The following is a 16,345-nucleotide window of genomic DNA, read 5'->3' as shown; positions in this document are numbered from 1 at the left end:
CAACTTTGTCAGCAAGGCCCGCAGCCTCGTCGCCCACGGTATAACGCTGTCGTTCCATTTAGCCCGAGTCGCCCATGAAACTGCTGATCGTCGAAGACCAACCGAAAACCGGCCATTACCTGCGCCAGGGCCTGACCGAGGCCGGGTTCAATACGGAACTGGTGGCCGACGGCAGCACTGGCCAGCAACTGGCCTTGAGTGGCGACTATGCCCTGCTGATTCTCGATGTGATGCTGCCCGGCCGCGACGGCTGGCAGATCCTGCAAGCGGTGCGCAGCGCCGGCCTCGACACGCCGGTGCTGTTCCTGACCGCCCGGGACGCCGTCGAGGACCGGGTTTATGGCCTGGAACTGGGCGCCGACGATTACCTGGTCAAGCCATTCGCCTTCTCCGAATTGCTCGCCCGGGTCCGCAGCCTGTTGCGCCGGGGCAGCAGCGCGCACCAGGAAACCAGCCTGCAACTGGCCGACTTGCGCCTGGACCTGATCCGCCGCCGGGTCGAGCGCGGCGGCCAGCGCATCGACCTGACCGCCAAGGAGTTCGCCCTGCTGGAAATGCTCCTGCGCCGCCAGGGCGAAGTCCTGCCCAAATCGCTGATCGCGTCCCAGGTCTGGGACATGAATTTCGACAGCGACACCAACGTCATCGAAGTCGCGATCCGCCGCTTGCGCCTGAAGATCGACGACGAGTTCCCGAACAAACTGATCCATACCGTGCGCGGCATGGGCTATGTGCTCGAAGAGCGCCAGTGCTGATGCGCCGGCTGTCCTTGAGCGCTCGCCTGGCCCTGTTATTCGCCGCATGCACCGCCGTGGTCTCGCTGTTCGCCGGCCTGCTGTTCAGCCGCGCCAGCGAGGCGCACTTCATCGAGCTCGACCAGCAGTTGCTCGAGGACAAGCTGATTGGCTTGCGACGGGCATTGCCGGACATTCAATCAAGCCAGCGTGACGCCCGGCTGGCCGACGAGTTGAGCCGGCAGGCCGATCTTTCACTGCGCATCAGTGGCAGCGATGGCCGCCGCTGGTATGACAGCTCCTCCAACCTGCCGCAGACCTTGCCGCACCAGCCCGGACTGTCCACGGTGAGCCACGATGGCACCGACTACCGCGTGCTGAACGCACCGCTGTACCCCGACACACCCGATTCGCCGCAATTGAGCTTGCTGCTGGACATCACCCATCACCAGCATTTCCTGCAGCGCATGCAACACCTGATCTGGCTGACCGTCGGCCTGTCCGCCCTGGCCACCGCCCTGCTCGGTGCCTGGGCCGCACGCAGCGGGCTGCGACCGTTACGCCGCATGAGCGCAGTCGCCAGTGGTGTCTCGGCGCAATCGCTCAACGCACGCCTGCCGGAAGAAGACATGCCGCCGGAGCTGGCGGAAATGGCCCACCATTTCAACGCCATGCTCGGGCGTCTCGACGACTCCTTCCAGCGCCTGTCGGCGTTCTCCGCCGACATTGCCCATGAACTTCGCACCCCGCTGTCAAACCTGCTGACCCACACCCAGGTCACCCTCACCCGCCCCCGCCCCCTCGAGGATTACCGCGAAGCGCTGCACAGTAACCTCGAGGAGCTGCAATGGATGGCGCAACTGGTCAACGACATGCTTTACCTGGCCAAGGCCGACCACGGGCTGTTGATGCCCAAGCGCGAACCGTTGGAGCTGGCAGAGGAAGTGGACCTGTTGCTGGAGTTTTTTGCGCCCCTGGCCGAAGACGCGCGAGTGACGTTGAGCCGTGATGGCGATGCCCGCCTGCAAGGCGACCGCAACATGTTGCGCCGGGCGCTGTCCAACTTGCTGGACAATGCGTTGCGCTTTACCCCGGCCGGGGGTGAGGTTCGGGTGCGGATCAACGACCAGGCCAAAAGCTTGAGCCTGTCGGTGGAAAACAGCGGTGAAGGAATTCCGGCAGATCTGCTGCCACGCCTGTTCGATCGCTTCTACCGCGCAGACCCGGCGCGCCATGAAGGCAGCAGCGAGCATGCGGGATTGGGGTTAGCGATTACCCAGTCGATTGTCCGCGCCCATGGTGGGCAGATTCGTTGTGAATCGGAAAATGGGTGGACGCGGTTTGTGATTGAGTTACCAAAGGGAGAATGAGGCCAGCAGTCCTGACCCCCTTCGTCGGAACGCCGCCCGGAGCGAGCTTGCTCCGGGCGGCGTTCCGACGAAGGCGGTGTAACGGCTTACGAATAGCGCAATGCGGTAGCCGGCTCGACCTTCGCCGCCCGCCACGCCGGGTAAACCGTGGCCAAGAAGCTCATGACAAACCCCGCCGTGCAGATCAGGGCCACGTCCGCGCCCTGCAACTCAGAGGGTAGGTTGCTGACGAAATACACGTCGGAACTGAAGATGTGCTGGCCACTGACCCGCTCTACCCAGCCGACCATGGCGCTGACGTTCAACGCCGCAATCACGCCCAACACCCCACCGATCAATGTGCCGACAACCCCGATCACCGTACCCTGCACGATGAAGATCGCCATGATCTGCCGTGGCGTGGCGCCGATAGTGCGCAAAATCGCGATGTCCGCACCCTTGTCGTTCACCACCATGATCAAGGTCGCGATGATGTTGAACGCGGCCACCGCGACAATCATCAGCAGCAACAGGCCAATCATGGTTTTTTCCATCTTCATGGCGCTGAACAGGCTGCCTTGGGTGTGGGTCCAGTCGTCAGCCTTGTAGGCTGCGCCGAGGGCGTTTGCGATGTCGCCCGACACTTGCGGCGCCGCATACATGTCCTTCACCGCCAGGCGCACGCTCTGCACCTGATTCGGCTCCCAGTGCTGCATTTGCGCGGCATCGGCGAGGTGGATCAGCGCCATCGAACCGTCCAGTTCGGCACCGACCTTGAACACGCCGACCACGTTCAGCCGTTGCATGCGCGGGGTGATACCGCCCGGCGCGTTGCTGACTTCCGGCACGATCAGGGTGATCTTGTCGCCCACGTTCAAGCGAAAACGGCGCGCGGTGATTTCGCCGATCACCACACCGAACTCACCCGGTTTCAGGGCATCCAGCCGCCCCTGGACGATGTGCTTGGCGACGATCGACACCTGGCCTTCCAGCGCCGGGTCGACGCCACTGACCTGGATCGGCTGCATGGTGCCCTTGTAGGACAGCATGCCTTCCATCTCGGTGAACGGCACGGCGGCGGTCACTTGCGGATTTTTCATCGCGGCGGCGGCCACCGGCTGCCAATCGTCGATCGGATTAACGCCGACGATGGTCGCATGCGGCACCATGCCGAGGATGCGCGAGCTCATTTCGCGCTGGAAGCCGTTCATCACCGACAGCACCACGATCATCGCCAGCACGCCCAGGGCGAGGCCGATCATCGAGGTCATCGAGATGAAGGAAACGAAGCGATTGCGGCGCTTGGCGCGGGTATAGCGCGTGCCGATAAAGATCGATAACGGTCTGAACATTCGCTGGGGCACCGTATAAAAATAAAAGACCCGACGGACTTTTCAGTGCCGTCGGGTTTCAACCCGTCAGATAGGCGTCAGGCAACCTTCCTGCAAATGCAGGACGCGGTCCATCTGGCGGGCCAGGTTCATGTCGTGGGTTACCACCAGGAACGCCGTGCGCATCGAAGTGCTGAGTTCCAGCATCAAGTCCTGGATACCCTGGGCGGTGTGGGCGTCGAGGTTGCCGGTCGGCTCGTCGAGCATCACCAGGCCGGGGTTGTTCACCAGGGCACGGGCGATGGCCACGCGCTGGCGTTCGCCACCGGACAGCTCGGCAGGCTTGTGCTCCAGGCGATGGCCCAGGCCAACCCGCTCCAGCAACGCCGTGGCACGCTTGCGCGCCTCGGGAATCGCGGTCTTGCCGATCAGCAGCGGCATGCAGACGTTTTCCAGGGCAGTGAATTCCGGCAGCAGGTGGTGAAACTGGTACACGAAGCCCAGGGCACGGTTACGCAGCAGGCCGCGCTTCTTTTCGCTCAGCGCCGACAGTTCTTCACCGTCGAGCCAGACGCTGCCCTTGGTCGGCGTATCGAGGCCGCCCAGCAGGTTGAGCAAGGTACTCTTGCCCGAGCCCGACTTGCCGACGATCGCCACACGCTCGCCCGGGTGCAACTCCAGTTGCAGGCCCGCCAACACTTCCACTGACTCCGGGCCTTCCTCGTAGGATTTGCCCAGGCTGCGGCAGCTCAAGATTGCTTTATCACTCATGCGCGACTCACTCATAACGTAGCGCCTCCGCCGGCTGGGTGCGCGCGGCACGCCAGGCGGGATACAGGGTGGCGAGGAAACTCAGGACCAGCGCCGCACAGCAGACCATGACCACGTCCTGGCTCTGCACTTGCGACGGCAGGTAATCGATGAAATACACGTCGGCATTGAGAAACTTGTGGCCGATCAGGCCTTCAAGCGCCGAGATCGCTGCGCTGACGTTGAGCGCGGCGAAAATCCCGACCACCGCGCCGATGGCCGTGCCGACCACGCCGATGACCGTGCCCTGGACCATGAAGGTGCGCATGATCGTGCCCGGCGTGGCGCCGAGGGTGCGCAGGATCGCGATATCGCCTTTCTTGTCGTTCACCACCATCACCAGCGTGGAAATGATGTTGAACGCGGCGACCGCAACGATCAGCAACAACAACAGGCCGATCATGGCTTTTTCCATGCGGATGGCCTGGTACAGGTTGCCGTGGGTGCGGGTCCAGTCGCGGGCGTAGTAGCGGTCTTCGCCCAGCTCGCGGGCGATGCTCCACGCCTCACGCGGCGCCTGGAACAGATCGTCGAACTTCAGCCGCAGGCCCTGGACCTGGTCCGGTTTCCAGCGATGCAAGCGCGCCAGGTCCTGCAGGTTGGTGATGCCCACGTAACCATCAAGCTCACCGGCGCCGACATGGAAGATGCCGACCACGGTGAAGCGCTTCATGCGCGGGAACATCCCGGCGGGCGTCACAGTGACCTCCGGCGCCACGAACGTCAGCTTGTCGCCCACGGCCGCACCGAGCTTGGCCGCGGCCTTGTCACCGATGACGATGCCGAATTCGCCCGGCGCCAGGTCGTCGAGTTTGCCCTGCAGCATGAAGTTGTCGATGATCGACACCTGGCGTTCCTGCGCCGGGTCGATGGCATTGAGCAGGATCTTGTTGACCTTGCCGTTGTTGGTCAGCAACCCCTGCATTTGCGTGAACGGCGCCACGGCCGCTACCTGCGGGTTCTGCTTGATCTTGGCGGCCAGGCCTTGCCAATCGCTGATCGGCTCGCCGGATTCGATGGTCGCGTGGGGCACCATGCCCAGCACGCGGGTGCGCATCTCATGATCGAAGCCGTTCATGACCGACAGCACCACGATCATCACGACCACGCCAAGGGCGAGTCCGATCATCGAGGTCAGGGAAATGAATGACACAAAATGATTGCGACGCTTTGCACGGGTATAACGCGTGCCGATAAATACGAAGAGAGGTCTGAACATGTCGGGGCTTGTTCGGAGGGAAAAGGAACGTCCTTGTGGCGGGGGTCGATAACCAGCTTTACACTCAGACCACCGCCGCTACCATGGGTTCGCCATGTCGACATTAGATGAAGAAGATCGCCGCGAATACTACCGTATCGAGGACATGATCGCACTGGAAATTCGGCCCCTGTCCGCCCTTGAAGCCGCAGGGCAGGAAGTGTTGCAGGATGCTTCCCCGCTATTCAATCTGCTCAGCGAACTGCACCTGAGCGAATTCGAGTCGCAACACCTGCTGCGCCAGATCAGCGAGCGCGACCGCAACCTCGCGGCGTTCCTCAAATCCCAGAACAAGCGCATCGACCTGCTCAGCCAGGTGATCGCCATCACCGTGCTCGGGCAGATCGGCGTCCCCCAGCCGGTGATCATTTCCGAAGGCGGCATCGACTTCCAGCACCCGACCCCCATCGCCGCCGACGCGCGCCTGTCGATCAAGCTGGTGCTGATGCCCCAGGCCCTGGGCCTGTTGCTGCGCGCACGCGTCACCCACTGCGACCGCAAGGGCGAGGGCTTTGATGTCGGCACCGAATTCGAACACTTGACCGATGCCCAGCGACAACTGTTGGCGCGCTACATTTTGCAAAGGCAGGCCCAGGAACGACGCCTGGCCCGCGAACTGAACGAATCAGGCATTTAAATTAAGGAACGATCGTGACCCTCATCTACGGCCACCGCGGCGCCAAGGGCGAAGCACCGGAAAACACCCTGACCAGCTTCCAGCAATGTCTCAAGCACGGCGTGCGCCGTTGTGAACTGGACCTGCACCTGTCCATGGACGGCGAGCTGATGGTCATCCACGATCCGACGCTCAAGCGCACCACCGACCGACGCGGCAAGGTCGTGGAGCACACGGCGGCAGAGCTGGTGACCTACGACGCGCGCAAGGGTGGACCGGGCTGGATCACGCCGTGCCCGATTCCAACCCTGGAAGAGCTGTTCGAGAAATGCGATTTCGAGCACTGGCAGCTGGAAGTCAAGAGCGCGTCACGCACCCGCGCCGCCACAACGGTGCTGGCGATTCGCGAAATGGCGCAACGACATGGCCTGCTGGACAAGATCACCATCACGTCGAGTTCACGGGAAGTATTGAAGGCGGCGCTGGACCTGGTGCCGGACGTGTCCCGCGGACTGGTGGCCGAATACGCCTGGCTCGACCCGTTGAAGGTTGCGCAAGGCTATGGCTGCGAGATCCTCGCGTTGAACTGGACCCTGTGTACGCCGGAACGCCTGGAGAAGGCGCAGCGCCAGGGGCTGCATGTGTCGGTGTGGACAGTCAACGAACCCGCGCTGATGCGCAGGCTCGCTGATTTCGGCGTTGACAGCCTGATTACAGACTTTCCCGGTTTGGCCACTGCCACGCTCGAGAATTGCTGAAATCGGTCTCCCCGGCCGGCTCAGGCCACCGGCCGGAGCCGCTCAAAAAAGCCGGTTGAGGCCGTCGTACGCGGCAACCCGATAGGCTTCGGCCATGGTCGGGTAGTTGAACGTGGTGTTGACGAAGTACTTCAAGGTGTTGAGCTCGCCGGGCTGGTTCATGATCGCCTGGCCGATGTGCACGATCTCCGACGCCTGGTAACCGAAGCAGTGAACGCCCAGCACTTCCAGGGTTTCACGGTGGAACAGGATCTTGAGCATGCCTTGCGGCTCGCCGGCGATCTGCGCCCGCGCCATGCTCTTGAAGAACGCCTTGCCCACTTCGTACGGCACCTTGGCCTGGGTCAACTCCTGCTCGTTCTTGCCGATCGAACTGATCTCCGGAATGGTATAGATCCCGGTCGGCACGTCATTGACGAAGCGCCAGCTGCCGTTGTCGACAATGCTGCCAGCGGCCGAACGGCCCTGGTCGTGGGCGGCACTGGCCAGGCTCGGCCAGCCGATGACATCGCCCGCGCCATAGATGTTCTGGATGCCGGTGCGGTAGTTCTCGTCGACTTCGATCTGGCCACGACTGTTGACCTTCACGCCGATGTTTTCCAGGCCCAACTGATCGGTGTTGCCCGTGCGGCCGTTGCACCAGAGCAAGGCGTCGGCCTTGATCTTCTTGCCAGACTTGAGGTGCAGGATAACGCCGTTGTCCACGCCTTCGACGCGGTCGTACTCTTCGTTGTGGCGAACGGTGATGTTGTTGTTGCTGAAGTGGTAGCTCAGGGCCTGGGAAATTTCCGAGTCGAGGAAGCTCAGCAACTGACCGCGGTTATCCACCAGCTCGACCAGTACACCCAGGCCACTGAAGATCGATGCGTATTCGCAACCAATCACGCCGGCACCGTAGACGATGAGTTTGCGCGGGGTGTGGCCGAGGCTGAGGATGGTGTCGCTATCGTAGATACGCGGGTGATGGAAATCGATGTCGGCCGGGCGATAAGGGCGCGAACCGGTGGCGATGATGATGTGCTTGGCCACCAGTTTTTCCACCACGCCGTTGGCGCAGACCACTTCGATGGTTTGCTCGTCGGCGAAACTGCCGGTGCCGAAGAACACGTCGACGCGATTACGGGCGTAGTAGCCGGTGCGCGAGGCGACTTGCTTGGAAATCACTTTCTCGGCGCTTTTCAACACGTCCGGGAACGAGAACCAGCGCGGCTCACCAATGGCCCGGAACATCGGGTTGGTGTTGAACTGCATGATCTGCCGGACCGAGTGACGCAGTGCCTTGGACGGGATGGTGCCCAAGTGAGTGCAGTTGCCGCCGACCTGGCGACGGCTATCGACCATCGCCACCTTGCGCCCTGCCTTGGCGGCGTTCATTGCCGCGCCTTCCCCCGCCGGGCCGGAACCCAACACCACCACGTCGTAGTTGTAGACAGCCATGCGTACTCCTCAGAACAGGCCGCGGCACCAGCGGCACCTGCGGCTAAATCACGCCAATCTGTGGCATGAAGGAACAATTTGGGGTCCATGCAGAACCCGGACACAGTCTATAGAAGCGTCAACGCCGCGCACATTAACCCTTGGTCGCGTCGTAGGCTAGTTTTGCCTGCACTACAACGCCAGGTTTCAATGCCCGAATCGCCGCAATCACTCGGTTTTCCTGCCACTCAAACGCTCAAAGGCGTGACTGCTGCGTGTGACGAAACCTGTATCGGCACGCATCACAAAAAATGCGCCGATGTCGTGTTTTTCCGCGTAGTCCCAACCCTGCTCCGGGCCGAGAATCAGCAACAGCGTCGATAAGCCATCGGCCATCAACGCTGAAGGATGAATCACCGTGACAGACGCCAGGTTGTGTGAGACCGGTAAACCTGTGCGCGCATCGAGGGTGTGGGAAAAGCGCTGGCCACCCTGCACGAAATAGTTACGGTAGTCACCCGAAGTCGACAGGCCATAACCGTCGATGGCGATGATGCGCTCGGCCACCTGTTGATCGTCGCGAGGTTCTTCCACAGCGATGCGCCAGGCGGTGCCGTCGAGTTTCCTGCCGGCGGCCTTGAGTTCACCGGTGGCTTCGGCAAGATAGTCGTGGATGCCCATGGCCGTGAGCTTCGCGGCAATCGTGTCCAGCGCATAACCGGCGGCGATACTGTTGAAGTCGACTTCCACGGCGGCGTCCTTGCATAGCTGCTCGCCGTCAATGCGCAGATGATCGTGACCGACATGTTGACGCACCTCGGCCAGCGCCTGTGCAGTGGGGATTTTTTCTTCACGGGCCTGTGGGCCGAACCCCCAGAGATTGAGCAGCGGCTCGACCGTCAAATCGAAAGCGCCTGCACTTTGCATGAACAGCTGCTCGCCGACGCGGACCAATTGCAGGACCGACGCAGGCATTACCCGACAGTGGTTGGCCGGTAATGCGTTGAATTGCGCGATGTCCGAGTCGCTGCGATAGGTCGATAAGTGCCGGTCGACCTCCGCCAGGATCTTCTCGACCTCGACCTGGACGTCTGCCGGGGCAGGAAGACCGGCGTGACGCACGTACTTGACCGAATACGTGCTGCCCATGGTTGGACCGCCGAAGCTTTCCAGGGAATCGCCATTGCCGCAGGCGGACAAGGTGCCGATCAGCACCAAAAGACCATACCGTCGCCAGGTCAACAAATCTCCCCCCAATCATTCCCGGACACAACGCCAGGCTCAGCCATTATGCGATACAAATGTGGGAGCGGGCTTGCTCGCGAAGGCGGTGCACCAGATGACAACAATGCCGTCTGACACACCGCCTTCGCGAGCAAGCCCGCTCCCCCAAGGGATTTGTGGTGTGAGGGTATCGCGCGCCTCAACGATCCGCCATCTTCAACGATTGACTCCACCCTCCCCCCAGCGCCTTGTACAACGTCACCTGGTTGATCTCCCGCGCCAACTCCAGCTGCGCCCACTTCTGCTGCGCATCAAACAATGAGCGCTGGGCATCCATGGTAGAAAAATAGCTGTCCAGCCCCGACTCGAAACGCAGGCGAGACTGGCGGTAGGCTTCCTGATAATCCCCGACCAGTTTTTTCTGGAACTCGACCTGGGTGAGCATTTCCTGCCGGGCGTTCAAGGCATCGGCCGCTTCTCGAAATGCATTCTGCACCGTCGCTTCATAGGCCGCCGCCTGGCCGGCGAAGCGGGCATGACTGGCGTCCACTTGCGCCCGCCGCGCGCCCCCGTCGATCAAGGGCAACGAGCCGGCCAGCGCCACCGACCAGAACTCGGCCGGACCACTGAGCAATTGGGAAAACTCCCCGGTCAGGCTGCCCAGCGCCGACGTCAGGGAAAAAGTCGGGAAGTACGCCGTACGGGCCGCGCCGATATCCGCGTTGGCTGCACGCAACTGCGCCTCGGCCGACATGATGTCGGGCCGTCGCTCAACCAGCGCCGAAGGCAAACCCGCCGGCACGTCCAGGGTCGCCAACTGCTCACCCAGCGCGCCGGTCGGCAGCAACCCCACCGGTACCGGTTGCCCCACCAGCACCCGCAGCGCGTTCATGTCCTGCGCCACTTGCATGCGATAGGTGTTGACCTGCACCGCCGCCGTGTTGGTTTGTGCATCTGCCTGGTGGACATCGATCCGCGCACTGGAACCGAGGTTATAACTTTTGCGCAACAGCTGCCCGTAGCGGTCCTGGGATTGCCAGGTGTTCTGCGCAAGGTCGAGCAAATGCTGATTGGCCTTGAGGCTCAACCAGGTGCTGGCAACTTCGCCGATCAGCGCCAGCCGCGCCGTTTGGTAATCCGCCTCGGACGCTTCGAACCGTGCCCCCGCGGCATTACGCTGGCTGCGGATACGCCCGAACAAGTCCAACTCGTAGGAGGTAAAGCCGGCCGTTGCCTGATAGGTGTTGGCGATGCTGCCCGCCGTATCGCCGCCTCCCGGTGTGCGCACCAATGGCGGTAACTTGCTGCGACCGGCGTAAGTGTCGATGCCGATCGTAGGAAAAAGCCCTGAGCGCGCACTGTCATACCCGGCCCGCGCCTCCTCGACGCTGGCCGCGAACTGTCGCAGGCTGCGGTTGTTGGCCAGGGCCATGTCAATCAACTGGCGCAGGCGCTCGTCGACCACAAAACCGCGCCAATCCTTATCGAACGCCTGCTTGCCGTTACAGCATTCACCGGCCGTGTTCGCCGGCCACTGCTGGTCGATCGGTGCCTCGGGTTTCTCGTAGGTCGGTTCCAGCGAGCAACCGCCAAGCAAAAACAAGGTCATGAAACATGAGGTGGGTAGGCAATGGTTCATGGCGTGCACCTAAAAACGTTGGCCGAGCAAAGCTCGCAAGGGGGAAAGAAGCAACGACCACAGACCCGACCGCTCGACACTGATGTGCGGCACAGCCGGTTTGCGCGAAGGAACACTGATCGGCCGCCACCGAGGCGGCGAGACATGGCTCGGCGTCTTGAGCGGCTTGATGGAACGCGGCGCCAGACTTTTTTCGCCCAGTAGCGAGCGCTGCAGCAAAGTGCCAAAGGCCTGTGCCGGCTCGGCCTTGCTGACGACATTGATGGTCGCGTCGCTGAACAACCGCGCGATCAGGCGCTGGCGCACCCCTTCATCAAGGTCGGCGAAACGCAGGCCCAATTGGTCCTCGCCGTGATTGCGCATGACTTCGACATCGAGCCAACCCAGCTTGTCGATCCAGATCTGACCGCACAGCCCCGGCTTGATCGAGGCAGCGAAGGCGCAATTGAGCGACGCGCCACTAAGGGACATATCCACCAGGCGCCCCGCCAGGACCTTGCCGCCGAAACGAAACCCGGTGGGTTTATCGAATGGAAAGCGCTCTTCGCCATGCAAGCGTGGGCGGTCGACACAGGCCACCAGGGTCGCGAGGTTGTACACCAGCGCAACCACCGTCCAGCAGAGATTGAACAGCATGTTGCCGTCGAACGAGGCTGCCGTGCTGATGGCGATATAGGCGCCAAACTGCGAAAGCAAGGTCAAGGCCAGGAAGAACCCGAACAGCTTCCAATGCACCATGGTTTTCGTCCGGTCGAGGCCCTTGGCGGTGACTTTGAACGGGCGCCCGAACGGTCGGATCATGGCGCTGGCGATGGTGGCAGTGACCGCCAGCGAGGCAACGATCTGCGTGACCTCGGTAAAAATCGGCAAGGTCCGCCGGTCCGTCACCCAGGTCCCATAGCCCCAGAACGCAATCAGCGCCGGCATGCCGAACGCCAGGAAATCCAGCGGATTGGCGTAGAACCCAGCGATGCCGAAGTACCAGTACAGCACCGGCGACACCAGCATCATCAAGATGAAGGGTTTGGAAAACCAGTGCATCAGCCCATGGACATAGTGCAGCCGGTCATTGAGCGTGTAGCCGCTGCCGCGCAACGGCCCCTCCTTGAGCAATGCCACCTGGATCGTGCCCAGGCACCAGCGCCCACGTTGATTGATGTACTCGGTCAAGCCTTCGGCAGACAAACCAATGGACAGACGCTCATTCAACCAGCGGGTGACATAGCCTTTTTGCAACAAACGGTAAGTGGTGTAGATGTCTTCGCACACCGAGCCTGTAGGAAAACCGCCGATTTCGGTAATCAGATCGCGCCGCACTACGAAGGACGTGCCAACACAAAACGCCGCATCCCAGCCATCCTTCGCCGGCTGGAACACATCGAAGAACACCCGTTGCTCATCCACCCAACAGGCCGACGTGCCGAGGTTGTGCTGGATCGGATCGGGGTTGTAGTAGAACTGTGGCGTCTGCACCAGGCCGACCCTGGGGTCGTCGAACAGCCCCAGGGTGCGCAAGAGGATCGGCTGCTGCGGCGCAAAGTCGGCATCGAGCACGAGGATGTACGGCGCATTGCTGAGGGCCGCCGACTGACGCAGACCGTTGTTGAGGTTGCCGGCCTTGGCGTGGGAGTTGTCGGGGCGCCGCGCGTACTGCACGCCCATTTGCGCACAGTAGTCGCGCAGCCAGTCGCGGCGGGTGTCGTCGAGTACCCAGATGGTGAAGTTCGGGTAGTCGATGGCCTGGGCGGCAATAATGGTTTTTTCGAGGATTTCCAGGCCTTCGTTGTAGGTGGCGATGAAGATGTCCACCGCAGGGACCGCGCTGCCTTGCTCTCTGAGCCGGCGTTCACCGGCATCGGCATCTGTGCGGTGATCCGTCCGACAGAGCATCACGACAATGGAAAACAGCGTGTAACCAATCGCCAGCATCTCGAAGAACAGGAAGGTGTAAGCCCACACCGTAGCGAATCCGGAATGCCCATCGGGCAAGGTGTCGCGAATCCGCCAGGCCGCATAATTGATCAGCAGGAAGGCGGTGATGGCACCGAAACCGACCCGCGCGGCCCATTGATCACGGTGGGTCAGGCAGGTGAACAGAATCACCGCTGCCAGCGTCCAGAAATTGATTTGCAGCAGTTGCAGCGAGTCCAGTGCCTGCATGTCAGTCAGCCTCTCGCAAACCGGTAAAGGGATTGACGCCGGTGGCGGCAATCGCCGCCCACGCTGTAGCGCCCAGGTGAGGCAGGTGGTAGTAGAAAAAATCGTTGCTGACCGAGTCCGGGCCTATGGCCAGCCCGGTACTGATGCGTTCTGCCGGTGTTGCGAACAGCCAGCCGTTGCCGGCCTGCTGGGCCAGCAGCACGCGCCACAACGGTTGCGCCTTGTCACTGAGCCCGCTCAAGCGCGCCACGGCGGCGGCCTGGGCGGTGCCCTCGGTCCACAGGCCATCGGGGTCGCGGTTGAAACCGTAACCTTCGCCGGCACGGTGAGCGCGGTCGATGAAGGCGAAAACGCGCCGCCAGTCCTTGGGTGGCTCATGCAGGGCGATCAACGGCCAGATCTGCGCATCCAGCCCCGAGCGCACGCGGTCCGAGGTCTGGCCGTCCGCGCCCGTGCCGATCAGGAAACGCCCTTCCCCGGCGTCCCATTGGCTGGAGACAAACTGCCGGGCAATTTGCGCTTGCTTTGCCGCCTCCTGATTTGGGGCCACCGCGTCGAGTGCCGACCACGCCGCCGCGAGGTCGACATTGTGCTCGGTGGATTTCCAGTTCTGCTGGACCTGCTTGTCAAAGTACCCGTAATAGCCACCACTGAATCCGGCGGGCGCTTGCCCGTCGTAGGTGTTTTGCTGCGACCATTGCAGGGCTTTTCGCGCGGCTTCCAGGTAGGACGCCTCACCGCTCTGGCGAAATGCTTCCAGCAGCGCCAATGCCGCCCAGGCTTGATTGCCGGTGGCGCTGCTGACTTGATAGGCGTCCTGGTTCCAGGCATTGCGCTCGACACTCCAATAGCCCGGCAACTTCATCGACGGCGCCGCCACCGGGCCGGCGGCGTAGGCGTTGCGCAGGCGTCCGTCCCGGTACTCCGGGTCATGGCCTGTGGCGAACGCCAATGCATCGGCGATCCGCCGCGCCGACCCGGCCTTGCCGCAGGCAAACAAGGCAATGCTCGCCAGTGCGTTGTCGTAGGTGAACGCCACGCCGCGCAACGCCAGGATCGGCGCAGGCTGGCCATCCAGCGGCGGATAACTGGCTACCAGCACCGGCCCCGCCGGCTGCGATGTCACGGCCTGATCCAGCGCCGCACAGGTCATTGCCGCCAGTTGCGGTTGGGCTTGTGCAGCCCATCCGCTTGCCGTGCCGATCATCAACATCAGCCCCACCATCGCTCGCAATAAAATGCTCATGGCCGCGACACCTCGGCACTGGCCCACAATCCCGGGTTGCAGGTCATGGCGCGCTGGCTGTCCGTGAGGTCCGCAGCAAAGGTGCCGACCACGTACACGGAATTTTGCTCGGCATAGGGGAACGGCACGCTGTAGGTATTGGCGCGGATGTCCGAGGCGCTGGACAACAACTGCACCACACTGGCCTTGAGGGGCTGGTCGAGGCCGCGGATTTTCACGGTGAGCACGCTGTCGCGGTCGATCTTGCTGGCCATGCGCTCGGGGAACACCGCGATCACATAGCTCTGCGCGCAATCCGTGGCCCGCAGCAAGGTCGAACCGGCCTGCACCAGCGTGCCCTGGGGCGCCAGCAGTTCCTGGACAGTACCGGGCGAATACGCCACGACGTCGTAGCCGGCCATCATCCGGACGCGGTTCTGCTCGGTTTCGATCAGTTGGTTGAGATTGTCGAGTTCCTGTTGATAGGTCACCCGGTTGCGCGCCTGATTCTCCAGGCTGAGTTTCAGCGTGGTCATTTGCGCGCTGAGATCGAACATGCGCAGTTGATCGGGATCGAGGTACACCTGTTTATTGGCGGCACTGACGTCACCATCGGTGATCCGCAACTGCGAACGCACCGACTCGGCCGCGCCTTGCAACGAAGCCAGCTGCGCTTTCGACGAAGCCACCACCGCACCACTGACCGCCCCTTGGACGAACAACTCGAGATTGCGCTCGACCGTTTCCTGGGCATCGATCAACCGCGCGCTGGCGGCACTGTTCTCGGCTTTCAAGGCTTTTTGCGTGTAAAGCTGGCGGGTGTGAAACGCGGCCTGGTAACGCTGGCTGGTTTTCTCCAGCTCCTCGTAATAACGCTGATCGTGCTCGGCCTGACTGGCCGAAGACGACAGCTGTTGCTCCAGGGTCAGGCGCCGGGTTTGCAGGGTCAGCAAGGTTTCCTGGTTCGCCCGCGGGTTTTCCACCACGGCAATCTTCTGGCCCTGGCTAAACGTCACCCCGGGCTTGACCGCCAGGGAACTCACCACGCCATCGATCGGCGTGGTCAACAGAATCACCGGCGCATTCAAAATCGCCCGGGTGGCGGAGGCCGACACCAGCGGCATGAGCAAGGTCGAGAGCAACAGCCAGACGATAAACCCCAGCACACCCAATCCCACCAGGCGCGGTAACAGCGATAACAACTTCGAGCGTTCTTGCGCCATGTTCGACTCTCCCGATAGACCAACCGCATAACAGCCAGGCCATAGCAGGCCTGACTGCGAAAACACTTTTGGCAGGGTGAGCAAACGCAATTGATCGCTGGACGGCAATTAAGCCGACGCTGATTGATATGATTTTATTGTGAGGTGAGCGGGAATGGGATTCCCGTCTTTTTGGAGAGTTGCTGTGGAGCGTGACTTTCGTGTTGCCCGAGGCAGAGCGGGCGGTGTCATTGGCGACACTAGATTCAGTGCCTTGGGGTGTCAAGTAAATGAATGGAGCAATTAAATGGCGTCAAATATGTAGCGGCCCGATGATTGGATCCACATAAGCCGTTTCAGCTAAGTTGATTGCCAAGCTGTTATTTTTACTAGTGATTTTTATTTTTTATTGCGAAATGAACTTTGTATCGATTTCTAGATAATTCTTAAATTTTTAGTGGAGAGATTAAAACGATATAAGTCACCCGTGATCGGCTTGTAGAACAACCTGTATTCAGGCGTTGGTGCGTTTAAGGGAATCAAGTACAAATGAAAACGGCACCTTATGGTGCCGTTCACATTTCTGCGCTTATTGGCTTGGCGAACAGATCTCCCCTGGGACA

The 16,345-nt window shown here is 61.6% G+C and carries 13 protein-coding genes; 4 read left to right on the top strand and 9 right to left on the bottom strand.

What is annotated here, in order from left to right; genetic code table 11:
* Positions 1-74 precede the first annotated feature (74 nt).
* Both HGP31_RS09545 and HGP31_RS09540 read left to right on the top strand, forming a co-directional pair.
* Positions 75-755: a heavy metal response regulator transcription factor gene (locus HGP31_RS09545; RefSeq protein WP_168757548.1), complete on the top strand. Its 681-nt coding sequence runs from the start codon at positions 75-77 to the stop codon at positions 753-755.
* Positions 755-2,104, top strand: a complete 1,350-nt coding sequence (locus HGP31_RS09540) for a heavy metal sensor histidine kinase (RefSeq protein WP_151141224.1) — start codon at positions 755-757, stop codon at positions 2,102-2,104. Before HGP31_RS09545 ends, HGP31_RS09540 begins: the two co-directional genes overlap by 1 nt.
* 86 nt (positions 2,105-2,190) lie before the next feature.
* Here HGP31_RS09540 and HGP31_RS09535 read toward each other — a convergent pair whose 3' ends face one another.
* The 3 genes from HGP31_RS09535 to HGP31_RS09525 form a co-directional block, all read right to left on the bottom strand.
* Complete coding sequence (locus HGP31_RS09535) at positions 2,191-3,435, bottom strand: lipoprotein-releasing ABC transporter permease subunit (RefSeq protein ID WP_033039795.1); 1,245 nt, start codon at positions 3,433-3,435, stop codon at positions 2,191-2,193.
* A gap of 66 nt (positions 3,436-3,501) precedes the next feature.
* The gene (gene lolD, locus HGP31_RS09530) at positions 3,502-4,185 is read right to left on the bottom strand and encodes a lipoprotein-releasing ABC transporter ATP-binding protein LolD (protein WP_168757547.1); all 684 of its coding nucleotides are present in this window, start codon (positions 4,183-4,185) and stop codon (positions 3,502-3,504) included.
* A gap of 7 nt (positions 4,186-4,192) precedes the next feature.
* Complete coding sequence (locus tag HGP31_RS09525; protein WP_168757546.1) at positions 4,193-5,443, bottom strand: lipoprotein-releasing ABC transporter permease subunit; 1,251 nt, start codon at positions 5,441-5,443, stop codon at positions 4,193-4,195.
* 94 nt (positions 5,444-5,537) lie between these two features.
* Here HGP31_RS09525 and HGP31_RS09520 point away from each other — a divergent pair, with 94 nt between their 5' ends.
* Together HGP31_RS09520 and HGP31_RS09515 are read left to right on the top strand one after the other, a co-directional pair.
* Positions 5,538-6,119: a PilZ domain-containing protein gene (locus HGP31_RS09520; RefSeq protein WP_168757545.1), complete on the top strand. Its 582-nt coding sequence runs from the start codon at positions 5,538-5,540 to the stop codon at positions 6,117-6,119.
* Positions 6,120-6,133: 14 nt separating this feature from the next.
* Complete coding sequence (locus HGP31_RS09515; protein WP_020798486.1) at positions 6,134-6,856, top strand: glycerophosphodiester phosphodiesterase; 723 nt, start codon at positions 6,134-6,136, stop codon at positions 6,854-6,856.
* A 42-nt stretch (positions 6,857-6,898) separates the two neighbouring features.
* Here HGP31_RS09515 and sthA read toward each other — a convergent pair whose 3' ends face one another.
* The 6 genes from sthA to HGP31_RS09485 form a co-directional block, all read right to left on the bottom strand.
* Positions 6,899-8,293: a Si-specific NAD(P)(+) transhydrogenase gene (gene sthA, locus HGP31_RS09510; protein WP_020798487.1), complete on the bottom strand. Its 1,395-nt coding sequence runs from the start codon at positions 8,291-8,293 to the stop codon at positions 6,899-6,901.
* Positions 8,294-8,500: 207 nt separating this feature from the next.
* Positions 8,501-9,517 carry an FAD:protein FMN transferase gene (locus HGP31_RS09505; protein WP_168757544.1) on the bottom strand — a complete coding sequence of 339 codons (1,017 nt, stop codon included), beginning with the start codon at positions 9,515-9,517 and terminating at the stop codon, positions 8,501-8,503.
* Between the two features lie 178 nt (positions 9,518-9,695).
* Positions 9,696-11,135: an efflux transporter outer membrane subunit gene (locus HGP31_RS09500; protein WP_020798489.1), complete on the bottom strand. Its 1,440-nt coding sequence runs from the start codon at positions 11,133-11,135 to the stop codon at positions 9,696-9,698.
* 9 nt (positions 11,136-11,144) lie between these two features.
* The gene (locus HGP31_RS09495) at positions 11,145-13,295 is read right to left on the bottom strand and encodes a glycosyltransferase family 2 protein (RefSeq protein ID WP_168757543.1); all 2,151 of its coding nucleotides are present in this window, start codon (positions 13,293-13,295) and stop codon (positions 11,145-11,147) included.
* A 1-nt stretch (position 13,296) separates the two neighbouring features.
* Positions 13,297-14,541 carry a hypothetical protein gene (locus HGP31_RS09490; protein WP_168757542.1) on the bottom strand — a complete coding sequence of 415 codons (1,245 nt, stop codon included), beginning with the start codon at positions 14,539-14,541 and terminating at the stop codon, positions 13,297-13,299.
* Entirely contained in the window at positions 14,538-15,743 is a 1,206-nt protein-coding gene (locus tag HGP31_RS09485; protein ID WP_033040050.1) for an HlyD family secretion protein, read from the bottom strand. Before HGP31_RS09485 ends, HGP31_RS09490 begins: the two co-directional genes overlap by 4 nt.
* Positions 15,744-16,345 lie beyond the last annotated feature (602 nt).

Origin of the sequence: Pseudomonas umsongensis (assembly GCF_012647205.1) — a bacterium.
GTDB classification, from domain to species: Bacteria; Pseudomonadota; Gammaproteobacteria; order Pseudomonadales; family Pseudomonadaceae; genus Aquipseudomonas; species Aquipseudomonas umsongensis.
This window is presented reverse-complemented; position numbering and strand designations above follow the sequence as displayed.